The sequence below is a fragment of the Mucilaginibacter sp. genome, assembly GCF_036568825.1.
Lineage (GTDB): Bacteria > Bacteroidota > Bacteroidia > Sphingobacteriales > Sphingobacteriaceae > Mucilaginibacter.
In genome coordinates, this window is sequence record NZ_DATCRU010000088.1 from 49,900 (window position 1) to 75,638 (window position 25,739).

18 protein-coding genes and 1 tRNA gene are annotated in these 25,739 nt (G+C 43.6%); 9 read left to right on the top strand and 10 right to left on the bottom strand.

Annotation, left to right across the window (positions count from 1 at the left end; all coding sequences use genetic code 11):
- Position 1: 1 nt before the first annotated feature.
- The 4 genes from VIM89_RS19370 to VIM89_RS19385 form a co-directional block, all read right to left on the bottom strand.
- Positions 2 to 2,836: a glycoside hydrolase family 95 protein gene (locus VIM89_RS19370; protein WP_488157836.1), complete on the bottom strand. Its 2,835-nt coding sequence runs from the start codon at positions 2,834 to 2,836 to the stop codon at positions 2 to 4.
- A 6-nt stretch (positions 2,837 to 2,842) separates the two neighbouring features.
- The gene (locus VIM89_RS19375) at positions 2,843 to 5,599 is read right to left on the bottom strand and encodes an alpha-d-galacturonidase (RefSeq protein ID WP_488157837.1); all 2,757 of its coding nucleotides are present in this window, start codon (positions 5,597 to 5,599) and stop codon (positions 2,843 to 2,845) included.
- 205 nt (positions 5,600 to 5,804) lie between these two features.
- Positions 5,805 to 7,304, bottom strand: coding sequence for an MGH1-like glycoside hydrolase domain-containing protein (locus VIM89_RS19380; RefSeq protein WP_488157838.1), 1,500 nt, complete (start codon positions 7,302 to 7,304; stop codon positions 5,805 to 5,807).
- A gap of 68 nt (positions 7,305 to 7,372) precedes the next feature.
- Positions 7,373 to 8,389 carry a zinc-binding alcohol dehydrogenase family protein gene (locus tag VIM89_RS19385; protein ID WP_488157839.1) on the bottom strand — a complete coding sequence of 339 codons (1,017 nt, stop codon included), beginning with the start codon at positions 8,387 to 8,389 and terminating at the stop codon, positions 7,373 to 7,375.
- Positions 8,390 to 8,631: 242 nt separating this feature from the next.
- On the opposite strand from VIM89_RS19385, the gene VIM89_RS19390 reads away from it, so the two are divergent.
- A complete protein-coding gene (locus VIM89_RS19390; RefSeq protein ID WP_488157840.1) occupies positions 8,632 to 10,284 on the top strand; it encodes a pectate lyase family protein in 1,653 nt (550 codons plus the stop codon).
- Between the two features lie 94 nt (positions 10,285 to 10,378).
- Here the strand turns inward: VIM89_RS19390 and fbp (VIM89_RS19395) are convergent, their stop codons facing one another.
- Positions 10,379 to 11,428, bottom strand: coding sequence for a class 1 fructose-bisphosphatase (fbp, locus tag VIM89_RS19395; RefSeq protein WP_488157841.1), 1,050 nt, complete (start codon positions 11,426 to 11,428; stop codon positions 10,379 to 10,381).
- A 471-nt stretch (positions 11,429 to 11,899) separates the two neighbouring features.
- On the opposite strand from fbp (VIM89_RS19395), the gene VIM89_RS19400 reads away from it, so the two are divergent.
- From VIM89_RS19400 to VIM89_RS19420, 5 genes are read left to right on the top strand one after another with little or no spacing between them, the layout of a single operon-like run.
- The gene (locus VIM89_RS19400; protein ID WP_488157842.1) at positions 11,900 to 13,060 is read left to right on the top strand and encodes an iron-containing alcohol dehydrogenase; all 1,161 of its coding nucleotides are present in this window, start codon (positions 11,900 to 11,902) and stop codon (positions 13,058 to 13,060) included.
- Positions 13,061 to 13,065: 5 nt separating this feature from the next.
- The gene (locus VIM89_RS19405) at positions 13,066 to 14,004 is read left to right on the top strand and encodes a dihydrodipicolinate synthase family protein (RefSeq protein ID WP_488157843.1); all 939 of its coding nucleotides are present in this window, start codon (positions 13,066 to 13,068) and stop codon (positions 14,002 to 14,004) included.
- Positions 13,997 to 15,040, top strand: a complete 1,044-nt coding sequence (gene pdxA / locus VIM89_RS19410; protein ID WP_488157844.1) for a 4-hydroxythreonine-4-phosphate dehydrogenase PdxA — start codon at positions 13,997 to 13,999, stop codon at positions 15,038 to 15,040. Before VIM89_RS19405 ends, pdxA begins: the two co-directional genes overlap by 8 nt.
- Entirely contained in the window at positions 15,040 to 16,194 is a 1,155-nt protein-coding gene (locus tag VIM89_RS19415) for a four-carbon acid sugar kinase family protein (protein WP_488157845.1), read from the top strand. Before pdxA ends, VIM89_RS19415 begins: the two co-directional genes overlap by 1 nt.
- Positions 16,195 to 16,217: 23 nt before the next feature.
- Positions 16,218 to 17,786: a sodium:solute symporter family protein gene (locus VIM89_RS19420; protein ID WP_488157846.1), complete on the top strand. Its 1,569-nt coding sequence runs from the start codon at positions 16,218 to 16,220 to the stop codon at positions 17,784 to 17,786.
- 18 nt (positions 17,787 to 17,804) lie between these two features.
- On the opposite strand, the gene VIM89_RS19425 is transcribed toward VIM89_RS19420, so the two are convergent.
- On the bottom strand, positions 17,805 to 18,500 hold the full coding sequence (locus VIM89_RS19425) for a DUF3826 domain-containing protein (protein WP_488157847.1): 696 nt from the start codon (positions 18,498 to 18,500) through the stop codon (positions 17,805 to 17,807).
- Between the two features lie 176 nt (positions 18,501 to 18,676).
- Here VIM89_RS19425 and VIM89_RS19430 point away from each other — a divergent pair, with 176 nt between their 5' ends.
- A complete protein-coding gene (locus VIM89_RS19430) occupies positions 18,677 to 20,134 on the top strand; it encodes a sialate O-acetylesterase (protein WP_488157848.1) in 1,458 nt (485 codons plus the stop codon).
- Positions 20,135 to 20,265: 131 nt separating this feature from the next.
- Here the strand turns inward: VIM89_RS19430 and VIM89_RS19435 are convergent.
- Positions 20,266 to 20,339: transfer RNA gene (locus VIM89_RS19435), tRNA-His, on the bottom strand.
- A 107-nt stretch (positions 20,340 to 20,446) separates the two neighbouring features.
- Between VIM89_RS19435 and VIM89_RS19440 the strand changes: the two genes are divergently transcribed.
- Complete coding sequence (locus tag VIM89_RS19440; protein WP_488157849.1) at positions 20,447 to 22,537, top strand: heavy metal translocating P-type ATPase; 2,091 nt, start codon at positions 20,447 to 20,449, stop codon at positions 22,535 to 22,537.
- Between the two features lie 107 nt (positions 22,538 to 22,644).
- The gene (gene rnhA, locus VIM89_RS19445) at positions 22,645 to 23,115 is read left to right on the top strand and encodes a ribonuclease HI (protein WP_488157850.1); all 471 of its coding nucleotides are present in this window, start codon (positions 22,645 to 22,647) and stop codon (positions 23,113 to 23,115) included.
- Between the two features lie 70 nt (positions 23,116 to 23,185).
- Here the strand turns inward: rnhA and fbp (VIM89_RS19450) are convergent, their stop codons facing one another.
- From fbp (VIM89_RS19450) to VIM89_RS19460, 3 genes are all read right to left on the bottom strand, one after another.
- Complete coding sequence (gene fbp, locus VIM89_RS19450) at positions 23,186 to 24,235, bottom strand: class 1 fructose-bisphosphatase (RefSeq protein ID WP_488157851.1); 1,050 nt, start codon at positions 24,233 to 24,235, stop codon at positions 23,186 to 23,188.
- A 23-nt stretch (positions 24,236 to 24,258) separates the two neighbouring features.
- Positions 24,259 to 24,750, bottom strand: a complete 492-nt coding sequence (locus tag VIM89_RS19455) for a metallophosphoesterase family protein (RefSeq protein WP_488157852.1) — start codon at positions 24,748 to 24,750, stop codon at positions 24,259 to 24,261.
- A 291-nt stretch (positions 24,751 to 25,041) separates the two neighbouring features.
- Complete coding sequence (locus VIM89_RS19460) at positions 25,042 to 25,701, bottom strand: tRNA1(Val) (adenine(37)-N6)-methyltransferase (RefSeq protein WP_488157853.1); 660 nt, start codon at positions 25,699 to 25,701, stop codon at positions 25,042 to 25,044.
- Positions 25,702 to 25,739: the final 38 nt, after the last annotated feature.

Consider the following 25,739-nt stretch of genomic DNA (forward strand, 5'->3'; position numbering starts at 1 on the left):
ATTAGATCTTTTTTAGCATATCGTCAAACTGATAGCTCTCACCTTTTTTGGTATTTACAGTTACGGTCTTATCGTGATACCTCAACTTACAAACACCTCCTGCTTTTGACAGCACTTTTACTTGTTTCAATTCTCCTTTGTCCCAGCTGTAATCCAGTTCAAAACCGCCGCGGGCGCAAATGCCTTTAACCTCGCCCTGGGGCAAGGCAGATGGCAATGCTGGCAGTAGCTCAATGGCATCTCCCTGGCTTTGCAGGAGCATCTCGGCAAGGCCGGCAGCGCCGCCGAAGTTTCCATCGATCTGGAACGGCGGATGGGCATCAAATAAATTGTGATAGATACCGCCTTTTTCTTTTCCGGAACTTACGTCGGCAGGTGAAAGCAGCATATCGAATAACTTCATAGCATGATCGCCATCTTTCAGGCGCGCCCAAAGGTTAACCTTCCATGCTATGCTCCAACCGGTGCCCTCATCCCCCCTATAAATCAGCGATTGTCTTGCGGCTTTCATTAGATCAGGTGTATTCCAGGTAATATCGGTACCCGGATAAACACCCCACATGTGCGAAACATGCCGATGAGTATCCGCCGTATCGTCCTTATCCTGCATCCACTCCTGCAACTGTCCGTAACGGCCTATTTTATCGGGTGCTATCCGGCTGTATTGATCCTGAAGTGTATCCCTGAATTTTGAGTCGATACCTAAAATCTTCGAAGCTGCTATGCAGTTTTTATAGAGATCTCGAATAATCTGGTGATCCATTGTTGGACCGGCAACCAGTCCGCCATGCTCGGGCGAATTTGATGGTGTACTGATCAGATAGCCTGTTTCAGGATCTTTTACCAGGAAATGGACAAAGAACTCTGCCGCTCCCCGCATTTCCGGGTAAGCACTTTTTCGAAGAAAATTCTGATCTTTTGTAAACAAGTAATGCTCCCAAAGCTGATGACAGAGCCAGGCTCCACCACTAACCCAAATACCATGCGTGGAGGAATTAACGGCGGCCGTTCCGCGCCACAGATCAGTATTATGATGTAAAACCCAACCCGGAGCATTATAATAAGTTTTGGCGGTTATACTTCCGGTTTGAGATAACTCATGGATCATATCAAAAAGCGGTTCACTGCATGCCGGCAGGTTCAATTCTTCCGATGGCCAGTAATTCATCTCCAGGTTGATATTGGTAGTAAACTTGCTGCCCCATGGCGGTTCCGGGAGGTTGTTCCACAAGCCCTGTAAGTTTGCGGGCTCCTTACTTCCGGGGCGGGATGATGAAATAAGCAGATATCTGCCATATTGCACATACAGTGCTATTAGCGAAGGGTCTGCAGCGTTGCCGAATTTTAATATACGCCCGTCAGTTGGCAGAGTATCGTTTGCCGTCGATCCTAAGTTGATAGAAAACCGGTTAAAATAATGCTGGTAATCTTTGATATGACTTGCCCTTATCTGCTGATAACTTTTTTTAGCCAGCTTGCTCTTTACAAGTTGGCAAATGGCCTCAGGATTACCGGAAACATCTTTATAGCTTTTAAAGTTTGTTGCGGCCATCAAATAAAGCGTTGCCTCGTTAGCACCGGTAATTTTTATTTCTTTGGATGAAACATCAACTTTTCCGCCATTAGTTTTTACATATAAATAGCTGACCCCATGCAGCACGCCATCGTGTACCTTCAAATAAAGTGCTAGTGTGTGATCGTCAATTTTCTTTGTGGAAAAGTATTTATGCAGTGTATTCAACAATGCATTACAAGTGATTTTGTTCGATTGATCTGCTGTCAAATGTATAGCAATCACCTTATCAGGCGCATCAGCAATGTATTCACGGGTATAATTTACGCCACCTGCATTATAGTAAACATGTGCTGTGGCATTGCTGATGTCAAGATCGCGCTTGTAGGATGATACTTTTTGTTGATGAAATTGTAAATACAAATCGCCAAAAGGCTGGTAATCGGCATTATATCGTGGATACGCAGGCGGATTACCATCCTGCATCCAATATTTCCATTCGGGATTCAATACAATGGTCTTTGAAGGCTCCGCTTCCGGATATACTTCCTGTTTTTCTTTGATGGTGGTTAATCCGCCTTTATCATAAAAGTTGAGCACCTGAATAGCAATGGTGTTCACACCGGCATGCAACACACCTTCGGGAATCACATATTTCCGGCTTTTGGTATAATTTGCAGAGCCGATGAGCTTACCGTTTACATAGGTAAAATCCATATCGCGCACGCGGCCGATATTCAGTACCATTTTCTTACCGGCCATATCGGGCGACAGGTAAAAACTATTTCGTAGCCAAACAGCACCGTCCAGCCCTTCAAAGCCAGGAATTGTTTCCCACCCGTTTGCCAGCGGTTGCTTGATAGTTTTCCATTTCGCATCATCAAAACCGGCGGCGGCAGGCTTTACATTACTTCGGATTTTTCTTACCCAGGCAGCGGAGTCAGCGGCATAGGTTGCTTCGTGGCTTTTCAAACCCATAAAATGGATCTGCGATATGGATTCGGCTTCAGCCTGTTTACCTTCAGCAAGCAATTTACGTATGACCGGAAGATACTGATATGCTCCTTTACGATCATATGCTCGGGGGCCACCCGTCCATAAAGTTTGCTCATTAAACTGTATGTGATCGCGATCAGGATCGCCATAGATCATTGCACCCAAAGTGCCGTTACCGATCGGCAGCGCATCCGTCCATTTTACCGCTGGTTGTTTATACCAGAGTTTCAATCCGTTTGATTGTGCATGAACCGATAACATCGTTGCCGATGCTATCAACATTACCAGGAGCTGTCTAATCCAAAGTGATCTTTTCTGTTTTGTCATCCTTTATCAGTTAAACAACCATCTCATATCCCTGATATTTCCTTCGTTGCTCAAACCCGCATCATAAACAGGCACATTGGCATCTCCATTCACCAAACCTAATATCAGGCAAACACCCCTACCTAAAATAAGCTTATTTGTGCCGGCACCGAATGTATAAGTGTGCACATTTACAGGCGGCATCCCTGCAATTTGGATAGCGTTTGCAATCTTGATATCCGCCTGCCCATAATCGTTCGCGCTTGCATCGGTTTCTAATTGAGGCTCTTTTAGATATTGTTTTTCTTTACTTTCAAAAAAGCCAACCAGCACCTTCACGGGTTTTGCATTAGTGAAGCTAATGGTTGTACCATTGGCCAACTGTTCGCTTTTGGTCAATTTGACGCCCTGTAAACCAGCAAGTTCCGGAGCTATATTTTTAATAACCGCCGTAGTATCTTTAAATACAGTATTGCCTGGTGATAACTTGTAAGTGTTATCCGATGAGCTTAAAGTCACCACTGCATCAGTCAAATGAATCGCTTTTTTCTTCCCGGCATTTGGCTGTGGCGACTTCAGTGAATCTAAATTCTTCTTAAAATTATCTAACTCCTGCTGATAAAAAGGCAGTAATTCGGCCCAGGTTTTGTTTTTGCCGCCTTTGCCACTGAGGGGTATCTTACGGGCGCCTGTTTGCATGCTATTGGCATACAGGTAGGTTGATTTGGTCAGGTTCACCAATTGCTTGTAATGATCGAGGCTAATTTGCATTTCGGGCAGCGCCTTTTCCAGATCGCCGATATCGTTGGAATATTTATAACGAAGTACAGAAAGAGCGGCTTTTGCCTTATGCGCATAAGATTCGGCCAGAGCATCATAGCAATAAATATCATTTTTGAGACGATCAAATTCTGCTTTGTTAGACTTAATATTTCCTGAAGCCTGCTCAATTGCCTCTACAGCCTTATGCCCCTCCTCCATTATATCATCTATAACCTTTACCGGCGTCTCCCCTTTGTGAGGTTCATGCTTCCATTCTTTCAAAGCATATTCACTCAGCATTTCACCTTCAGGGCCTTCAGAATTATATAGCAAAGAAAATAAGCCGTATTTCTCCGGATCAACCAGCTCACTCATCGTCATCCCCAAAGTCATCGTTTGCCGGTTACCGTCGGTTATCCCAAACCGCCTCAAAATCTTTGGCGCTATTTCGCCCGATTGTTCATAAGCCTCTAAAATTTCCTTTCCATGTACCTCGTCGCAACCAAATCTTTCAGCCAGTAAACGCGACCAATATTTTACTTCTTCGGTCCTATCCCGGCGACAGTTCCAAGCGTAGCGTGACCATTCTTTATACCAAATCCAATCCCTTTCCATTTCCAGTAATCGAGGCGAATTATTATCTGCTGTGTATGGCCAATCCCAGTACGATGCCTGGGGATAAATATGCAGGCCTTTTGATCCATATATATCGTGCATAGCCTGCACACATTTTTGTATAAAATCATCCGCCCCATATCTGAACGGCTCCAGGTTGGCCAGGATGTGCACATTTTCTATTTGTACCGTCCCTATCCGGCTGAGGGTTTTATGCAGTTCGGCCCATGGCCCATGAGGCTCATAAGTAGTTAGCGCTTCCCCGTTGTATTTGGCCATTGTATAAAGGTTTTTATATAATGGCAAGGCATATTTCATATCTTCCGGTGCGTCGGTATCATGCGCCCGAAGTACAATCGGTGGCTCGTCTGTACGGCTCAACTCCTTCAAACCATCTTTAACACCCGGGATAATTGTTTTTGTAAACCAATCAATATCATCCTGTCCTACGCCTTCCATGGCCTCACCAAGTGTAATCAGCAGTCCCACATTGGGATATTTTTTTACGAATTCAGCAATCGATTTACGAGTATAATCAGCAATGACCGGGACGATATGCCGGTTACGATCCTGTGTCTTCAGGTGATTATGCTCAGCGAAGGGCTTTGATACGATGATATTATAGAAGCCCTGGATGACCCAAATACCACGACGATCCGCTTCACGCGTGAGAAAATCGTACATTTCTTCGTTCTTTTTAAAGGTGGCGTCATCCACCTCGAGGGCGTAGGGATAATCCTTTACTTTGACCAGCGAGGCAAAAGGGTGACCATTCCACAGGTACAGCGAATTCATCCGGTTTTCTGCCAGCGAATCCAGGTAACGGAGCCACAATGCCTTGTCATAAAACCACGGAAAGTTTTCAGGGGTATAGGGATATTCATAAGTGCCCCTGCCTGGAAGAAGCACTGGCTTTTGTAGTCCAACGCATGCACCACGCAATGTCATTTCCGGCTGATCAGTTATGGCGATCTTTTGAGGCAAGGCATGACCAGCCTTTAATTCATCAGCCAATTCCAGGCACCCGTAAAGTGCGCCCGAATTATCTGCACCTGTGATTAAAATATTGTGATTAGTAGTTGAATTGATAGCAAATCCCTCTTTACCTGGTACTTTTGATAACCTGATATGCCACACAGACATAGCCCGACTGATGAGCGGATCCTTTATTAATCCGACAACTATATTATTGCCAGGTTCCTTTATTTTATCCTGCTTTAAGATCCTTATTGTATAGCCATTGGCCTTTAATTGACCGGATAATTTTTGAGCGCCATACTGAACACGAACATTGGCTGAACTTGAAATAATTAGGTTAATATTTTTGCCAGACGCGGCAGTTGCGGCATTACAAACCAAACAAAACAAGGAAAGGGCACAAAACGCAAAGATGAATCTGATTTGCATGCGGTTAACCAGGATAAAAATTTATAAAAGATGTGCTCAATGTATCATCCCTCAACAATCGCCTAATTGGTATTTTACAGCACTTAGGTTCAAAACGATTGTTTGATAATACTTTAGCCAAATCTATTTATAACAGGTTAACCGATCCTGTTCATTTTTTTCCTACTATTATACGATATTATCATTCTCAACTTTGTTACAAAAGCTATGAGTGCATGGGCATCGAGACAAATTTGAGGTTACGGCCATGGTAAATTTGTTTGCCGTCCTGGTAAATAAAGAACCCGCTTCCGCGATGATATTTTGTCCCGGTTTTGTCCCAAATGATGGTGATAGTATGTTCATGATAAATTACTTTATCTAAACAAAACCAGTTCCATTGATTTTCTGGGATAAGCGGGTTAACTTCCAATACATCGTCAGGTCGTGGCTTTAATCCCACCAAATCGTTTATAACCAGATCGCAAAAACCCGAATGATTATAGTACTTGCTCCGTGGGTTATCCTCTTTTAACCATTCGCCGTTCTTTTCGTCCTGGTATTCACCGATATAAGGCACGCCCCGCTTGATATGCGATAGGGCATATTTGTGAAGCTCATCGTAAAAAGCCTTGCTTGACATGCCATCACGGTTTTTATAGTTAGTGAGCAAGTTTGCAAGGCCCTTCAATGTTTGAGTAGTAGCATAAGGCCAAACTGCGCCATCCCACTCACACCCATGCCCTGTTCCATGTGTACGGAAAAGCGGGTTTCGTCTTTCGGCAGTGGTAATGCCCCAGGGCGCGTTAAAACCTTTAGCATCCGTTAACTGCTCCCATTGGGCGGCGTATTCGGCTTTATCATCCGGCAGATTAAAATACCAGGGAATAAACCCAAGTTCTTCGCGCACATCAGCCAGTTTGCCATTTGGCTTCCTAACCTCGAAAAATTTCGCACTGTCATTCCAAAGACTGTCCTGAACAAGCTTCTTCAGCAGTATCGCCTTTTGCTTGTACTTAGTTTCAAGTGTATCATCGTCAAGTGTTGCTGCCATTTTGGCCAGCGCATCAGCGTTACCGTACATATAGCTGTTTATGGTGGGCCGCATATTTTGCACCTTCCTGCCCCCACTGATGGACTCTTCCATGGCATCCCGAACATCATACTGCCAGAACATTTTATTTTTTAACTGCCGCTCATGCTCCCAGTCGCCGTAATCTTTGTCCAATGCCGGCAGGGCATGTTTGATGAACGATTTATCAGGATCAACGAGGTAGAAATTATATACTGCGTTGTCTATCCAACTGCTGAAAGCATGGAAATGCGGCTTGGCTTGTTTCGGGTCGTCGAACAGCCAGAAGTTGATATAATCGCGAACATATTCAGGATTGTGCAACCATCGTCCTTCATAAATTTGATGCCCAACCGCGCTGCTCACTGTATTGTATTTGCCGGCCCATTTTACATTGGTGATAAATTCGGTAAACACATAGCCGTCCGGTGTTTGCACCAAATGTTTACGAAAGGTCCACCAACGGTAATAGTATATCTTTTCAATGGCCGAATCCGGGCATTCAAATAATGGCACATTTGCCGACAGCCAGGTAAAGGCCCTGGCATTCGGCACATAATTCTTAATCGTTTCAGTGTCAAGCGAATTGAAATTATTTACGTAGCTCTTGAGTTTATCTGTAGTAAGAAAAGGCTTTTTTTGTGCGTAACACAAGCTGCTTATTGTTAAAGCGATTATTAAAATTAAAATCTTCCTGCGACCCATCATTATTTATAAAATCATTAATCCACCTCAACCATTGCCTTGATAACGCCATTTGCAGGATCGAGCCATTGGCTAAACTCATCCTTAAGCTGATCGAATCCAGTACGATGCGTGATGTAGTTTTCAGCCTGTACTTTGCCGGTCTTCATGCAATCGATCACAAATTCAAAATCATCACGGGTAGCATTACGGCTGCTCATCAGGGTCGATTCACGTTTGTGGAATTCAGGATGACTAAAACTAAAAGCCTCCTTCTGCAGGCCGATCAGCACATATCGCCCGCCGTGTGCCAGGTAGTTGATGCCGCTATTTATAGCGTTCAAATTACCGGTCGCATCAATTACGACGCTTGCCATATCACCACCTGTGATTGATCTGATTGCTTCAACCGGATTTTCATTAGCCGGATTTACAGTATATGGAATATCCAAAGTCTCCCGGCAAAATTGCAGGCGTGTTTCACTTATATCCAGTGCTATTACTTTACCACCTGCTATTCGTGCAAATTCCATAGTCCCCAGACCAATTGGACCGGCACCCATTATCAAAACATATTCGCCCGGTTTTACTCCTGCCCTGCGAACACCGTGCAAGCCGATAGCTAAGGGCTCGATGAGGGCCAGATCATCATAACTCAATCCTTCCCCATGTACCAATGAATAAGATGGTACACGCAGGTATTCAACCATACCCCCATCAACGTGTACGCCACAAACTTTAATGTTTGCACAACAGTTGGGCTTGCCGCTGCGACAAGCGATGCACTCGCCACAATTAAAATACGGGATAAAAGTTACCCGCTCGCCAACCTCAAACCCAGGAGCATTATCGAATGAAACCAGCTCGCCTGATAATTCATGTCCCAATATGCGGGGATAAGTGAAGTAAGGCTGAGTGCCTTTAAATGCGTGCAAATCCGTTCCGCAAATTCCAATGCGTTTAATTTTAATAATCGCGGTATCTTTTAGCAATTCAGGCTTGTCGCTGAATTGATATTCAAAGCTACCGGGCGTGGTACATACCAGTGTGTTCATGAACAATATTTTTTGATCTGGCGTAAATCAGTTATGGTAAATTTATAGGTAATTATCTTTATATAACAAGCGAATGATCTATATAAGCTAAAATCGTATATCAGGTAGCAAAAATCATATAAAGAACCGTTTTAAGCACAGTGCATATTTGGAAATTGTTAACCTGCTTCTAATGCCAGCAATTTGCCAACGCACATACTGGCTTTTATATAACGCCTTTTATACTAATTTATAAACCTGAAATGAAAAAATATCTAAGCGTTCTCGCTCTCAGTATAGCAATTGCTGCGGGCACATCTGAAACTGCTCATGCGCAATACCCGCGTGTACCTCCGGCCATGCAGGCAAAAACAGATTCGGCGATGGCTGTTGAACAACATCGTTCTGATATGGCCTGGGAAAAAGCACAAATAGCTATAAAGAAAGATGAAAAAAATGGTAAGCCCTATATCCCATGGGCATCCAAACCTTCTGACTTACCACAGGCAAAGATTCCGGCATTTCCGGGTGCTGAAGGCGGAGGCATGTACTCTTTCGGTGGTCGCGGAGGAAGAGTGATCGAGGTAACCAGCCTTGCCGACAGCGGTCCCGGAACATTGCGTGATGCCTGCGAACAAGGCGGCGCGCGTATTGTGGTTTTTAACGTTGCCGGCATCATTCATCTGACAAAGCCTATTGATATCCGGGCACCCTATATTACCATTGAAGGGCAAAGTGCGCCGGGCGACGGTATCTGCGTAGCAGGAGAATCCGTTTGGGTGGATACTCATGACGTTGTGGTAAGATTTATGCGGTTCCGCAGAGGTGCGACTGACGTTACACGGAGAGATGATGCTTTTGGCGGCAATCCGATTGGCAACATCATGATCGATCACGTTTCAGGAAGCTGGGGATTGGATGAAGTGATGTCTATGTACCGCCATGTTTATAACCGTGGTACCAAGCCCGAAAAATTGCCAACTGTAAATATCACCATGCAAAACTGCATGTTTGCGGAGGGCTTGGATACTTACAACCACGCTTTTGGCAGCACCATCGGTGGCTTAAACAGCACCTTTATGCGCAACCTGTGGGCAAATAATATCAGCCGCAATCCTTCGGTAGGTATGTTCGGTGATTTTGGTTTTGCCAATAACGTGGTATTTAACTGGTGGGATCGCAGCGCAGATGGCGGCGACAATAACTCGCTATTCAATTTCATCAATAACTATTTCAAACCGGGGCCGATCACTTCTATTAACAAGCCTGTTGGTCACCGCATATTGAAGCCTGAATCGGGCAGATCACCGGAAAGCAAAGGCCTTTTCGGAAGGGTTTATGCCAATGGCAACATTATGGAAGGCAATGAAGCAGTCACCAAAAACAATTGGGATGGCGGCATCCAGATCGGCGACATGCCTGACGCTGGTAGATATACCGATAGCATACGCTCAGATAAGCCGTTCCCAATGTCACATGTTACTATAATTCCAACCAAAGAGGCCTATGATTATGTTTTGGATAATGTAGGAGCCTTCCTTCCAAAAAGAGATGCTGTGGATACCCGTGTTATTAAAGAAGTGCGCACCGGAGTAATTTCCTATGTAGAGGGTACCGACAACAGCAACGGCAAACAATGGGTTAAACACCGCTTGCCAGATGACTCATACAAAAAAGGAATTATTACTGATGTGGCACAAGTTGGCGGTTACCCTGAATATAAAGGAACACCTTACAAAGATTCAGACCATGACGGTATGCCTGACGAATACGAAACAAAACATGGTTTAAATCCGCATGATGCGTCTGATGCTTCCTTGGCGCCGAAAAATGGTGGCGGATATACCAATATCGAGATTTATCTGAACAGCCTGGTGCCGTTGAAAACTGTTGTCCCTTTGAATTATAAGAATTAACAAAACCCCAAACCCTATCAAATTAAGCCCCGAGGTCATGAAACCCTGGGGCTTTTCAATTAAAACTAAATAAAACTAAAGTATGGAAGATTTTTTATTGTATGCTGACAACGCCTTCAAAAGTTCTTTTCAAAACCTGGGGTGAGAAAGAAGCCATAAACTCTTCGGCCACCCTCACCATATTCTCGGAGCCAATAAAGATGGGCGAACGTTGATGAAGCTCTTTTACGTCCAGCTCCAGTATACGGCTGTATCCGTTTGATGCTAAGCCACCTGCCTGTTCAATAATAAAAGCCATAGGATTGCACTCGTATACCAGGCGTAGCTTGCCTTTTATAGAACTTGCAGTGCACGGATAAATAAATATACCGCCTTTGATCAGGTTGCGGTGCAGATCGGCAACCATCGACCCGGTATAGCGGGATGTATAAGGACGATTGGTACTTTTATCTTCCACCTGGCAATATTTGATGTATTTTTTTACCCCGTCGGGGAAGTGTGTATAATTTCCTTCATTAATAGAATAGATGGTACCGTTCTGCGGAATGGTCAAATCTGGATGAGACAGGCAGAACTCGCCTATCGATGGGTCTAAGGTGAATCCGTTTACCCCTTTGCCCGTAGTGTAAACCAGCATGGTGGACGAGCCATAGATAATATAACCGGCCGCAACCTGTTCTGTTCCTTTTTGCAGGATATCTTCCATAGTTGCTTTGCCATCTTCTGATTTACGGCGGTAAATAGAAAACACCGTACCTACTGCAACATTAACGTCGATATTAGACGATCCATCCAATGGATCAATGGCGACTATGTACTTCGCATCTTTTGAAACTTCGGAATCAATATAAATATACTCGTCATTTTCTTCAGACACCACGATGCAGCATTCGCCACCGTTTTTCAAGGCTGCTATAAATTGTTCGTTGGCATAAATGTCCAGCTTCTTCTGACATTCGCCCTGCACGTTGGTCGAGCCTGCTTCTCCCAGAATGTCGGCTAAGCCAGCTTTATTGATCTCGCGGTTAACAATTTTGGCGGCGATGGCCAGGTCGCGCAGCAACCTTGATAGCTCTCCTTTTGCGTATGGAAAATCACTTTGTCTTTCAATTATAAATTGTCCTAAAGTCTTTACAGCCGACATACATTTGTTCTGTTAATGTAGCTTCTAATCCTTCCATTGGTTAAAATCCTGATCGCTCGCTACGGTTATACTATAATATCTTAACTTGAAACAAAAGTATCGGCAGCTTGCTGTAAGACCAAGCTTTCTGGCTTTAAAATTTACTTAATCGTTGTCGTTAATATTTTGTAAGCCTGTATTATATGCCCAAATAACGCACAGGAATAATCCTTTTAGCATTATTTGAATTTCTATAGTGTCGGGCATACTATTATTCTAAAAATAACATACCATTTAGTATCATTCACCAGCAATGATAACATCCTACAATGACTTGCTTATATCATACAAGATCGATGTCGGAACACCCGATACATTTGTTATCGAAAAAATATCTGAATTTTTTATGTAGGGCCATACCCAAGTAATCCTTTGGGGCCTTAAATACCAATTATATTCAGAATTGTGTTGTACGCCTCAATTGGAATAATTATGACAAATGACTTTTCACGCCCTCTATCCATGCATTTTCCCGGCAAGCTGGTATTTGGCAATGGCTGCCTTGCGGGCTTACCTGAAGAGATTGTTAACACGGGTTGCAAAAAAGCATTTATCATAACTATAGAGCCACTGCTTACCAGTTTGCAAACATTTTTCGGTCAGTTAACCGCTTCCGGTATTGGTTATTCAATAAACACCAGCATTACGCAGGAGCCTTGCTACAACGATCTCGAAAAGCTATTGACAGAAGCGGAGACCGCGGATGCAGATATTATTATAGGCATTGGCGGAGGAAGCGTGCTGGATGTGGCCAAATTGGTCGCTGCACTGGCAGGTAATCGTCAGCCATTGACTTCCATAGTGGGAATTGGTTTGCTCAAAGGCCGGTCGAAAAAGTTGGTTTGCATATCTGCCACATCAGGAACCGGCAGTGAAGTGTCGCCAAACGCGATATTAATTGACAATGAGGATAATCAGAAAAAAGGATTTATCAGTCCTTACCTGGTACCGGATATCGTTTATGTTGATCCGCTGCTCACTATCAGCGTCCCTGCTGCTATTACAGCGGCAACCGGCCTGGATGCCCTGACACATTGCCTGGAGGCCTACACCAATAAATTTGCCCAGCCATTTATCGATATGTATGCTTTTGAGGGTATGCGGCTTATTGCTGACAACCTGGTTGAGGCTGTGCAAAATGGCAATAATGCAGAGGCACGCAGTAAAGTAGCCCTGGGCAGCTTGTTGGGAGGCTTTTGCCTCGGGCCGGTTAATACAGCAGGTGTTCATGCATTATCCTATCCGCTAGGCAGTATGTTCCACCTGGCTCATGGTTTATCAAATGCGTTGTTGCTGCCTTATGTGATGGAATTCAACATGGAAGCAGCACCGGCAAGATACGCCGATGTAGCCGTTGCGCTTGGCTGTAAAAGAGAAAGCAATGATATAGACACCGCAAAAAAAGGCATCGGAAAAATAAAGCAATTGATTGAAGCATGCGGCATACCTGCACGATTAGGCGATCTTTCAATCCCTATTGAAGCTTTGCCCTGGATGGCAAAAGATGCCTTGAAAATTCAACGCCTGCTCAAAAATAATCCAAGAGAAATTAACGAAGAGGACGCGATATACATCTACAACGAAGCATACTAAACCTAATGAACAATAAAAAAAAATATAGCGGCGTCATTGTCCCGGCCGTAACGCCGCTTACCCAAAACCTAAAACTGGACCATAAGGCGCTCGCGAAAATGTTCAACTATTTTCATGAACATCACGCAATGCCATTTATCAATGGTACTACCGGCGAATCGTCTTCTCTTTCATTCGACCTAAAAAAAGAATACCTGGTTGCAGCCGGCAAATTAAAATCACCGGGCGACTTGCTGTATGCAGGTATATCGGATAATTGTTTTGAAGAGTCGGTAACGCTGGCAAAAATAGCATTTGACAATGGTGCCGATGCGGTTGTGGCCATGCTGCCCTCCTACTATATACTTTCTGAAAGTCAGATGTTAAAGTATTTCGAACAGCTTGTCGAAGCAATAACGGGCCCGATGATCATTTACAACATTCCGCTAACCACAAGGATGTCTATTCCGCTTGATATTATAGATAAATTAAGCAGGCACGAAAACATTATTGGCACCAAGGATTCAGAGCGGAGTGATGAAAGGCTAAAAGAATCGCTCAGTTTATGGTCGGCCCGTGAGGACTTTTGTCACTTTTTAGGTTGGGCGCCAAAATCGGCAGAGGCGTTGATCAACGGAAGTGATGGCCTGGTGCCAAGTACGGGCAATTTTTGTCCGGGTATATATAATGAAATGTTTAACGCTGTAAAAGCATCCGACCACGAGCGTGCTCTTAAGCTTCAAAAAACTTCGGACGCATTTGGCGATATTTACCAAAGGGGCAAATCCCTGGGCGAATCGCTTTGGGCCCTTAAAGTGCTCATGAATGATGCTGATCTCTGCGCCGAATATGTAGCTCCGCCATTGTACCCGATGGCCGATGGAGAAAAAGAAAAACTTCTAAAAAATTATCACCATACGCTCGAAAAAAACAACTTACCCATAAATGTCAATACAAATGTCTGATAATCCGGTTATAGGAATTACCATGGGCGACCCCGCAAGCATAGGCCCCGAAATTGCGGTTAAAGCGTTGTTGAACCCCGAAGTTTACGAGGTTTGCAATCCCATACTGGTGGGTGATGCCGGAGTATTTAACGATATCATAAAACGGCTCAAGCTCGATGCGACAGTAAACATTATAAAAACCGTATCTGAAGCAAATTTTGAATTCGGCAAGATTGACGTGCTCGATCTTCGTAATGTAAAGCTGAATAAGCTGGCGTTTGGCCAGATTTCAGCTATGGCCGGCGAAGCATCTTTTGCAGCGGTGAAAAAAGTGATAGACCTGGCGATGACCGGCGAGGTTGATGCCACCGTTACCGGACCAATTAATAAGAAATCGATCAACGAGGCCGGGCATCATTTTGCCGGGCATACCGAAATTTACGCTCATTACACCAACACACCGAAATATGCCATGCTGCTGGTGGAGGACAACCTGAAAGTGATCCACGTTTCTACTCACGTGTCGTTGCGCAAAGCCTGCGACCTGGTGAAAAAAGAACGAATACTGGAAGTGATAGAGCTCTTACATAATGGTCTGAATAGCCTGGGAGAAACGAACCTTAAAATAGGTGTTGCCGGGTTGAATCCTCATGCCGGCGATAGCGGTTTGTTCGGCACTGAGGATGACCAGGAAATATTGCCTGCGGTTGAAGAAGCAAAACGGCTTGGCTATAATGTAGAAGGCCCTGTTCCGCCCGACACCTTATTCGCCAAAGCGGCCACAAGTGCTTACGGTGGCGTTGTGGCCATGTATCACGACCAGGGGCACATTCCTTTCAAGCTTGCGGGTTTTAAATGGGATCCCGAAAAGAAGCAAATGGAAAGTGTTAAAGGCGTGAATATCACCCTCGGTCTGCCTATTATACGTACATCGGTTGATCACGGAACGGCATTCGAAATTGCGGGTAAAGGCATTGCCAGTCCTGACGCTATGCTGCTTGCAATTGAGTCGGCAGTGCAGTTAAGCCGGTACAGGAAACAAATAATTGTGTGATGATAGCGGTAATAGCTGACGATCTGACTGGCGCTGCCGAAATTGGCGGACTTGGATTGCGCTATGACCTGAATATTGAGATCATTTGCGATAATGACCTTAAATCTGACGCCGATTTATTGATCATATCCACTGATACGCGTTCCATGCCTGAGAAAGAGGCCCTCGTGGCAACGCAACTATTAACGGCAAAACTTGCTGAAATTAAGCCGGGCCTGGTGTTCAAAAAAGTTGATTCGGTGCTTCGCGGCCATGTGCTAGGGGAACTGGCTATTCACCTGAAACAGCTACACCTTAAAAAAGCCTTGCTTATACCGGCCAATCCGGCTTTGGGGCGGATCATAAAAAATGGCCGGTATTTTATTAACGAACAACCGATCCATCTGACCAGCTTCGCCTGCGATCCCGAATTTTCTATTACCAGTCCGGACATACATGACATGCTGAAGGCTGATCAAGACGTTGTTCACATCCAAAAAAATGATGACGAATTACCGGAAAGTGGAATTGTTGTGGGCGAATGCGAAACAGAAGAAGAAATAACCAAATGGATAAAACGAGCCGATAGCGAAACGCTTCTTGCAGGCGGTGCCAGTCTTTTTAAATCATTACTTGAATCATTTAATTTACGCCGACAATCAGCACAAATTAGCGGGCCCGAATTAACATACCCGGCATTATTTGTTTGCGGAAGCACGTTCAGCAAAAGCCAGGCAGCTATCGCCAAAATAAAAGACGACGGCGGACCGGTAAGCTATATGTCTTCTGAAATTCTAACTTCACTGCAACCATCGGAAAAAGCTTTTGACTCCTGGGCGAACGAAATCGTAACTTTATTGAATGAAAACGGGAAGGCGGTCATCGCTATTCATCATTCTATTTCGGCAAATGATACAATAACTGCTACAAGCCTTCGTAATAAAAAAGCGATGGTTGTAAAAAAAGTACTCGAGAAGATTGCGGTTAAAGAATTACTGATAGAAGGCGGTTCCACGGCCGCGGCTATTATAAGACGTTTGAATCTGGGCCGGCTCGTTCCCCTAAATCAGCTTGCCCCGGGCGTGATAAAATTAAAGGCGAATGGCAAGGAAAATTTATTTTTGACCCTTAAACCGGGTAGCTATGATTGGCCGACCGGTACCTGGAATTTCTGAACCGGAAAAATAATTTTGATAACATGAGCAATCACCTGCAGGTTCTGGACTATATTATTATTGCGATCTTTTTATTCTTTTCAATCTATTTCGGTTTTAGGTACTCCAAAAAGCAAAATTCGACCCAAAGCTATTTCGCAGCCAACGGCAGAATACCTTCCTGGGCAATTGGTTTTTCTATACTTTCTACGCTCATCAGCAGCATTACTTTTTTGGCTTATCCGGGCGAGGGCTATTCATCCAACTGGATACTGCTGGTGCAGGGCCTCATGGTCCCTATCGTTCTGCTGGCAATGATATGGTTTATCGTTCCGCTGTATCGCAAAGTAATAGGATTAAGCACCTATGAATATTTCGAAAAGCGGTTCGGCTCATTTGTGCGGTACTATAGTTCTTTGGGGTTTGTTTTTGCCCATTTTTCAAAAATGGGAACTGTATTTTTCCTGTTAGCACTGGCCTTATCGAACATGACCGGTGTGAATACTATAGCTATTATTTCAGTCATCGGCGTAGTGATCATTATCCTGGCATTGTTCGGTGGTATTGAGGCGGTAATCTGGTTGGATGTAATACAGGGTTTTATGCTGTTTGCCTGTGGTATAGCTTGTTTGGCTATCATTCTTTACTCGGTGCATGGCGGCCCGGCAACCGTGTGGAACGTAGCCCGCAGTACGGGGCATACAGGTTTCGGACCGTATGATATTAACTTCAAAAAGCTCACCTTCATCGTAATGGCCATCAACGGGATATTTTATGGTATACAGAAATATGGTACAGATCAAACCATCGTGCAGCGATACCTTACGGCCAAATCTGATAAATCGGCTATCAAGGCTTCCCTTATGGGCGTATTTTTGCTTGTACCTGTGTGGGCGCTCTTTATGTTCATCGGCACAGCGCTTTTTGTATATCACACGCAGAACCCTTTGCCTGCAGGCATAAAGCCTGATGCTGTGTTCCCGCATTTTATTATAAACAACATTCCTACCGGCGTTGTGGGGTTGATCATCGCTTCGCTTATTTCAGCAGCGGTATGTAGTCTTGGTGCTGACCTGAACTGCCTGGCCGCTGTGGGTGTGGAGGACTATTATAAACGAATATTCCCCAATCGATCTGACAAACAATACCTGAAAGCAGGAAAATGGATCGTTGTTTTGGCCGGAATAGCGTCCTTACTCATCGCGGGCCTATACCTGAAAGCTGGTGATGAAGGTGTACTGGGTATCGTATTTACCCTCTACGCTATATTCTCAGGTGGTATCGCAGGTATATTTTTGCTTGGTCTTTTCAGCGAAAGAGCCAACAAGCAGGGCGTCACGATTGGCATCATCGCCTGTGTATTATTCACTGCTTATGCTGTTCTTACTTCGACAAAAATGGGCAGTGGCAAAGAGAAGTTTATTTTATTAGACCTTGGCGAATACAACTTCAGTCACAACAAACTGATGCTGGGTGTCTACAGCCATTTTATAGTGATTGGCATGGGATACGTGGCCAGTTTATTTTTCCCGAAACCTGTACTTGATCAGAAGTTATTATTTAAAGGATGGCTTAAAGTAAAGCGTGAAGAGAATGTAGCCAGTGCCGCATAGCACCGGCTATTGGTCTCATTAGTTCTCTTTCTTATTGGCTGCTTTCTGCGCCAGCACCTTATCCACGTAACTTTTATATAGCTGTTTCCAGTTGCGGCCGTGAGTGTTCAGATAATCCTCGTTCTTTGTTTTATATATCTTAAAAATGATCGACATTTCCTTCACATCCTTATAATCAACGGCTTGCTCGCGTGCCAATTTAAGGTTAGTTAAAATCTCAGCCTCCTCTGCCGAAGTCAGGTCAGGTATGATCGATTTATAGCCGTTCATGGTAAAGGCTACTTTTCCAATAGTGTATTTATCCAATATTTCTGCAACCTGGTCTTCTGTCAGATCCTTGCGGAGACCTTTCATCAGATCATCATGTACCGTTTGAGGTATGGTTGAGTCGACGATCAATTGTCTTTCCAGCTTGCTGAAAGCCTTCCCTGTTATCGGGTTTATTCCCCCGGGTGTTAATGTGTAGGCATGGCTATTGTGCCAATCGTGCACTGCGTTCATATGGGTTTCTATTACTGAAGTTACGCGCGCTGCTTTTGCTGTATCGGTAAGACTGAGCGACGCTACAAACTGAGCAGCCTTTTCATGGGTGTCGGAATTTGTCGCCTTCTCAGCTTTTGCTTCAGGTTTAACCTTCCCGGCTTTTTGGGCATATGAATTGAGTGAAAGCGACATCAACAGAATGCCGGGGAGAGCGATATAGGATTTTTTCATTTTATTTTAAGCTAATTGGTTTTTCGCTTGTCGCAGTTTGCAACATTCTGAGAAGTAAAGTTACCGGCTATTACCACACCCCATTTTAATAGTTTATCCAATGATTATATGATGTTATCCAATTGGGCCGACTCCTGCCATCATTCAATAAAAGATGCTATACATTTGAAATTGACATGAAATTACAGCATAGCTTTCTATCATTTTCCATAGTAATATTAAGTATCATTCTTTGTCCATTTTATGCAGATGCACAAGTAAAACTTGCTGGTCTGTTTACCGATGGCATGGTATTGCAGCAAAAGACAACGGTACCAATATGGGGCTGGGATAAGCCGGGAACAAAAATCAGGCTGACGACGTCCTGGAGTAAAAAAATATATGAAGGCGTATGTGACCCGACTGGTAAATTTGTGCTAAAAATAGCTACGCCTGTAGCTGGCGGGCCCTACAATTTAACCATTACTGATGGCAAACCATTAATGCTCCATAACGTATTGATGGGCGAAGTATGGATGTGCATGGGGCAGTCTAATATGGAGATCCCGATGAAAGGGTTCAAGAGCCAGCCTGTAATCGGATCTAACGAAGCTATAGTCGACTCAAAAAATGATCAGATAAGATTATTTACTGTTCCTCACGGTTCTACTACCACAATGCAGCGTGATATTAAGTCAAGCCAATGGCAGGAGGCATCGCCGGAATCAGTATCGAAGTTTAGCGCAGTAGGCTATTTTTATGGTCGAGAGCTTTATAAGATGCTGCATGTACCGATTGGACTCATCAATTGCAGTTACAGCGGATCATCCGTACAGGCATGGATGGACACAGCTACCTTAAAGGCGTTTCCTGAAATAAAGATCCCGGCAGCTACCGATTCCATTAAAGAGGTTAGCCGCACTCCTACTACGCTATATAAGGCCATGCTGCACGGCGTCATCGGCTATGGCATCAAAGGTGCGATATGGTACCAGGGCGAATCGAACTATTCGGAGCCTGTGCAGTACGACTCTTTGTTTGTGACTTTTGTAAAAGTATTACGATCGAAATGGAACATCGGCGACTTTCCATTCTACTACGCTCAAATTACTCCTTACGACTATGCTCAGTTGCCTCCCTATCACCATGGCGGGAAATATAATTCCGCATTTTTAAGAGACGTGCAGCGCCTGGACGAAGCTAAAATACCGAACAGCGGGATGGCGGTAACAATGGACATCGGCGAACAATCAACTATCCACCCGCCACGCAAAGAACCCGTGGGGTTAAGGCTTGCTTATCTTTCATTGGCCAAGACCTATGGCATGCAGGGATTCGGATACCAGAGCCCTGAATATGATTCTATGAAGATCAATAACGGCGAGGCAATAATAAAATTCAAGAACGCTTATAACGGACTAACTTCATTCCTAAAAGAGATGACCACCTTTGAAATTGCCGGGGCCGATAAGCATTTTTATCCTGCAAAGGCAACAATCAAAGGAAGTACAGTTGTTGTAAGCAGTCCTGTGGTAAAGGATCCGGTCGCCGTACGATATGCTTTTAAAGATTTTGTGGTTGGTGATCTTTATGGCACTGACGGCTTACCGGTTTCATCATTCAGGACGGATGATTGGGATTATGGGGTACAGTAAGGTAACGTCGCTTAAACATTTGATAAATTGAGTAGCTTTTTCATGTCCAATTGAACCCAACCTGTTTTTAAAAAAATCCCCTGATAACATAAAAAGCCCATTTACAAATGTAAATGGGCTTTTGTCTACCGGGTAAGCAATGGGGCTCGAACCCACGACCCCCAGAACCACAATCTGGTGCTCTAACCAACTGAGCTATGCCTACCGTTTTGGGGAGTGCAAATGTAAAAAATTACTCTCTAAAGTCAAGGAATTTTTTAATATTACAATCACTTTACCGTTTTTAACATATCTGGTGCCGACTTTTGTTTTATGGCAGAGCAGTTAGTTGAGTTGAATGTTACAGGGATGCATTGCAATAATTGTGCAATGTCTGTCCATAAATTGTTAGAGAAAAAAGGCTTTCATAATATATTGGTTGACTTTGCATCCGAAGAAGTAAAATTCTCTGTAGATGGTGAAGAAAAGATCAAAGATGCTATCAAAAGCATCGAGGGACTTGGTTACAAAGTTGTGGAAGATGCCAACCAGCGTCAGGAAAAGTTCTATGAAAAGGTCGAGAACAAACTTATCTTCTGTACGATTTTCACAATACCCCTCCTTTCAGCGATGATCATTCCCTGGCATTTTTTACATATGCCAGTTGTGCAATTAATCTTATGTCTGCCTGTATTTATTATCGGCTGCCTGCATTTTGGCAGAAGTGCCTGGAGTTCGGTTAAAGGAGGTGTGCCTAATATGGATGTTCTGATATTTATAGGATCGACATCCGCATTTATTTACAGTCTCATTGGCACGATACAAAACCTGGGAATGCGCTACCAATTTTATGAAACCTGCGCTACCATTATCACCCTTGTTCTGCTTGGCAATCTTTTTGAAAAACGATCAGTTACCCAAACCACTTCGGCTGTAAAGGACCTTGTTAAAATTCAGCAGGTGAATGCCAATCGCATGGTGAATGGCGAAATTGAAGTGATCAATGCACGTGAAGTGCGTCCGGGAGATACGTTGATCGTTAATACAGGTGATAAAATTCCTGTTGATGGCGAAGTATTATCCGGAAATGCCTCGGTAAATGAATCTATGCTTACAGGCGAGAGCATTCCTATTGAGAAAGTCAAATATGATACTTTAATAGGCGGTACCATTGTTGAGCACGGCAATGTAACCATGATCGCCACAAAAGTTGGCAGCAATACCGTTCTTTCACAGATCATCGAACTGATGAAGAAAGCTCAGGCTGCCAAACCTCCTGTACAAAAGCTGGGTGACCAGGTCGCCGCTATATTCGTTCCGGCTGTGGTGCTGATCGCATTGATCACCTTTACGCTTACCTATTATGTTGGTCACGCAGGTATGCAGCATGCCATTATGAATGCTATAGCTGTGCTGGTGATCTCGTGCCCCTGCGCTATGGGGTTAGCCACTCCTACTGCTGTAATGGTAGGACTAGGCCGTGCAGCAAAGAATGGTATCCTGATTAAAGGCGGTGATACAGTTGAAGCTGTAACCAAAACCAAATATATTGTATTTGATAAAACAGGTACACTTACCACCGGTCAATTCCATATCAATAATATAAAGGCTGAAAAAAGTGCAGATATAGAAGCTATTCGCGGTATCATCACTGCTATCGAAGAGCGCTCTAACCACCCCATTGCGCGTTCATTGGTTCATGAATTAAAAACTCTGTCTCAAAAGAAAGTAATCCTGAAATCTGTCAGCGAGGAAAAAGGGTTAGGGATGCGTGCTGAAGATGTGGCAGGCAATCATTACTTCCTTGGTCTGGGTAAAAATAGTACGGATGACGATTTTAATGTCTCCCTTTATAAAAATCAGGCTTTATTGGCGCAGATCGAAATTGACGATGACATTAAACCCGAAGCTGCAGGGCTCATCAGCGATCTTCGGAAGATGGGCATTACTCCAGTTTTGTTGAGCGGCGATAAGAAAAACCGTTGCATCAAGGTAGCCAAGTCCATCGGTATTAATGAAGTTCATTCTGAAAAACTTCCTGCCGAAAAGCTAACAGTGATCGACATTTATAAAAAGAAGGGTGAAACGATTATGGTTGGCGATGGCATTAATGATGCCCCTGCCCTCACCAAGGCTGATGTAGGCGTATCGATGAATGATTCAAGCCATATAGCTATACAATCTGCAAAAGTGATCCTATTAAACACAGACCTATATTCCCTGGTAAAGTTTCTGCAGATCAGCAGGCACACCTTGATTACCATCAAACAAAACTTGTTTTGGGCATTTGCTTACAACATTGTCGCTATTCCTGTTGCCGCATTGGGTTTTTTAAATCCGATGATTGGCGCATTTACTATGGCTTTCTCGGATGTGGTAGTAATCGGCAATTCGATGAGATTAAAGGTGAAGAAGATTTCTTAGTTCATGGTTAATGGCTCATAGTTCATAGGCCTGAATAATTTCATACTTTTGAACCATTGGGCGGTTAATTACTATGATCTATTAACCATGATCCATGAACTAGAATCATGATCGAAATTTTTACCGATGGTGCATCAAGCGGAAATCCCGGTCCGGGCGGCTACGGGGTTATTCTACGCTCCGGCAATCATTATAAAGAACTTTCAGCTGGATACCGCAAAACGACCAACAACCGGATGGAATTGCTGGCAGTTATCCGGGGCCTTGAAGCACTGAAGAATCTGAACCAAACCATCACCATCTATTCCGACTCCAAATATGTGATCGATTCTATTGAAAAAAAATGGGTACATGGTTGGGTAAAAAAAGGATTTGCGGGAAAGAAGAATAAAGATCTATGGCTGCGTTACCTCGAATTAAGCAAACTGCACCTCATCAAATTCATTTGGGTACGCGGTCATGCCGGTCACCCAGAAAATGAACGCTGCGACCAACTGGCCGTAGCAGCAAGCAAACAAAAAGATTTGCTAATAGACACCGTTTTTGAAGCGGAAACAGGGAAGGTGGATTTGTTATAAGGTTGTAAAGTTGAAATGTTAGTATTGTGTTTACATAACTTTTCAACCTTCCAACTTTACAACTTTTCAACTACTGAATCGACACCACACCTTCAAACGTTTTCTTTGTCCCCTGCGGCGAAAAGAAAGACATTAGCTCCTCTGCCTTGTGCACCATATTTTCTGAGCCGATAAAGATTGCCGAGCGTTGGTGCAATTCAGTTACCTCAAGCTCTAGAATACGCTGGTATCCGTTGCTTGCTTTGCCGCCTGCCTGCTCAATAAGAAATGACATCGGATTGCATTCGTAAACCAATCTTAACTTACCCTTAGGTGCATGAGCTGTTACAGGATAGATAAAGATGCCGCCTTTGATCAGGTTACGATGAATATCAGCCACCATGGAGCCGATATAACGCGAAGTATATGGACGCCTTGTCTTTTCATCCTCTACCTGGCAATACTTGATGTATTTTTTAACTCCATCAGGGAAATGAGCATAATACCCTTCGTTTATCGAATAAATGACACCATCCTTTGGTATTTTCATGTCCGGGTGCGAAAGACAAAACTCACCTATTGACGGATCAAGTGTAAAACCATTCACACCTTTACCTGTGGTGTACACCAGCATGGTAGATGAGCCATAAATTACATAACCCGCAGCTACCTGCTCAGTGCCTTTTTGTAAAACATCCTCCATCGTTGCTTTGCCTGATGTCGACTTACGGCGATAAATGGAGAAAATTGTACCAATTCCTACGTTGACATCTATATTGGATGAACCATCCAGCGGATCAATAGCGACGATATACTTGGCATCTCTTGAAACCGGCGAGTCAAGATAAATAATATCATCATTTTCTTCCGACGCTACTATACAACATTCGCCGCCATGCTTTAACGCAGAAATGAATTGCTCATTGGCATATACATCCAATTTCTTCTGCCCTTCTCCCTGGATGTTGGTTGTACCATTCTCACCAAGTATATCAGCCAGGCCAGCTTTATTTACCTCCCGGTTTACAATTTTAGCCGCTATTCCGATATCTCTTAACAGCCTTGACAATTCACCCTTAGCGTACGGAAAGTCGGCCTGCTTCTCAATAATAAACTGGCCCAGCGTTTTGGTTATTTTCATATACTTAGTGTATTTAATACATATTATTTTTGCAATTCTATGGCTTCTAAGGTATGAATTTTTTCCTCAGAAATGCAAAATCTAAGCATTGTACGTACTTTATGCCAACCTTGTTTCCCTGCAGCCCCTGGGTTTAAGTGTAAACAGTTGATTTTTTTATCGTAAATAACCTTGAGTATATGAGAGTGCCCGCAGATAAATAACCGAGGGGGCTTAGTGTAAATTTCCTGTCGTATTGACGGGTTATATTTTCCGGGGTAGCCACCGATGTGGGTCATCCATACATCCACGTTTTCACACTTGAAACGAAGATGCTCAGGATAGGTCAAACGGACATCTTTTCCGTCAATATTTCCATAAACACCACGTAAGGGTTTAAAGGCCGCCAACTTATCGGCCAGCTCTATTGTACCAAAATCGCCGGCATGCCATATCTCGTCACAATTCTCAAAATGTTTAAAAACAGCGTCGTCAAGATAGCCGTGGGTGTCGGAAAGGAGGCCTATTCTGGTCATCTAGAAATTATAGTAAGTTATCACAAAACCATATGCAATAATCGCTAAACAAGAAACAATAACATTTGCGATATATCTACTTTTAACATTGAAAAAAGCGAAAGGGCAACAATAGCAAGATATATAATGGATAAAATGATATACGGTTTTTCCCAGCCATTGACTCTTTCTATAGAGACGCCAAATACCTTCAAAGAAGCGTAGCCTCTATAGAGAGTTGTTGCCTCATTCAACAACCTGACGAGTATAAAAAACAGGATTGTTGTTAAAATAATCGATACAATTTTCATATCAGAATGCGATAAAATAAGGTTTCAGCAAGTTAATATATTCTTCAGAATAATTACCGACTGACTTATAGATCACAAATTGATCTTCCTTAACAATGCTCTGGTCAAATCCAAAGTACATTATCAGACGGTGAGGCTCCGAATTTTCGAAAGAGCTTATTTTGATAGCCCGTTGAAGATGTAAGGTGGTTTTAGCAGTCAACTGTTTTATCAGCACCGCTGTGTCAATTGGCGATATCAAACAAAGTGAGCCTTTGTTATTAATGTGGCTTGAGGCCGCGCTAACCAAACTCTCAAAAAAGCTCTTATCAGCATGCTTGGCCAATTGCTTATTTTCTTGCGGCGATTTTAATGAATTGATATAAAATGGCGGATTAGAAACTATCAGATCATATTTCTTATCACGATACTGCTCAAAAAATTCTGCAAAACCTAAGGGGTATAAACTCAAGCGGTCCGCAAATAAAGAAATTTGAAAATTCTGTCCTGCAGTCTCAGCAGCTGATTGATCGATCTCCACTGCATCGATCTTCGCTGTCATAAACCGTTGAGCCAGCATTAAAGCAATAACACCAGTACCTGTACCAACGTCGAGTATAGTCTGAGGATAATCTGCTTCAGCCAAAGCCCCCAACAAAACGCCATCTGTATTGATCTTCATAGCACAACCACTTTGATCAACATTAAACTGCTTAAACT

What these genes read in the sequence shown, in the direction of transcription:
- VIM89_RS19415 (WP_488157845.1), top strand. Translation starts at nt 15,040, where the DNA reads ATGATAGCGGTAATAGCTGACGATCTGACTGGCGCTGCCGAAATTGGC.
- VIM89_RS19430 (WP_488157848.1), top strand. Translation starts at nt 18,677, where the DNA reads ATGAAATTACAGCATAGCTTTCTATCATTTTCCATAGTAATATTAAGT.
- VIM89_RS19420 (WP_488157846.1), top strand. Translation starts at nt 16,218, where the DNA reads ATGAGCAATCACCTGCAGGTTCTGGACTATATTATTATTGCGATCTTT.
- rnhA (WP_488157850.1), top strand. Translation starts at nt 22,645, where the DNA reads ATGATCGAAATTTTTACCGATGGTGCATCAAGCGGAAATCCCGGTCCG.
- VIM89_RS19375 (WP_488157837.1), bottom strand. Translation starts at nt 5,599, where the DNA reads ATGCAAATCAGATTCATCTTTGCGTTTTGTGCCCTTTCCTTGTTTTGT.
- fbp (WP_488157851.1), bottom strand. Translation starts at nt 24,235, where the DNA reads ATGAAAATAACCAAAACGCTGGGCCAGTTTATTATTGAGAAGCAGGCC.
- VIM89_RS19370 (WP_488157836.1), bottom strand. Translation starts at nt 2,836, where the DNA reads ATGACAAAACAGAAAAGATCACTTTGGATTAGACAGCTCCTGGTAATG.
- VIM89_RS19390 (WP_488157840.1), top strand. Translation starts at nt 8,632, where the DNA reads ATGAAAAAATATCTAAGCGTTCTCGCTCTCAGTATAGCAATTGCTGCG.
- pdxA (WP_488157844.1), top strand. Translation starts at nt 13,997, where the DNA reads ATGTCTGATAATCCGGTTATAGGAATTACCATGGGCGACCCCGCAAGC.
- VIM89_RS19440 (WP_488157849.1), top strand. Translation starts at nt 20,447, where the DNA reads ATGGCAGAGCAGTTAGTTGAGTTGAATGTTACAGGGATGCATTGCAAT.
- VIM89_RS19460 (WP_488157853.1), bottom strand. Translation starts at nt 25,701, where the DNA reads ATGAAGATCAATACAGATGGCGTTTTGTTGGGGGCTTTGGCTGAAGCA.
- VIM89_RS19405 (WP_488157843.1), top strand. Translation starts at nt 13,066, where the DNA reads ATGAACAATAAAAAAAAATATAGCGGCGTCATTGTCCCGGCCGTAACG.
- VIM89_RS19385 (WP_488157839.1), bottom strand. Translation starts at nt 8,389, where the DNA reads ATGAACACACTGGTATGTACCACGCCCGGTAGCTTTGAATATCAATTC.
- fbp (WP_488157841.1), bottom strand. Translation starts at nt 11,428, where the DNA reads ATGTCGGCTGTAAAGACTTTAGGACAATTTATAATTGAAAGACAAAGT.
- VIM89_RS19455 (WP_488157852.1), bottom strand. Translation starts at nt 24,750, where the DNA reads ATGACCAGAATAGGCCTCCTTTCCGACACCCACGGCTATCTTGACGAC.
- VIM89_RS19425 (WP_488157847.1), bottom strand. Translation starts at nt 18,500, where the DNA reads ATGAAAAAATCCTATATCGCTCTCCCCGGCATTCTGTTGATGTCGCTT.
- VIM89_RS19400 (WP_488157842.1), top strand. Translation starts at nt 11,900, where the DNA reads ATGACAAATGACTTTTCACGCCCTCTATCCATGCATTTTCCCGGCAAG.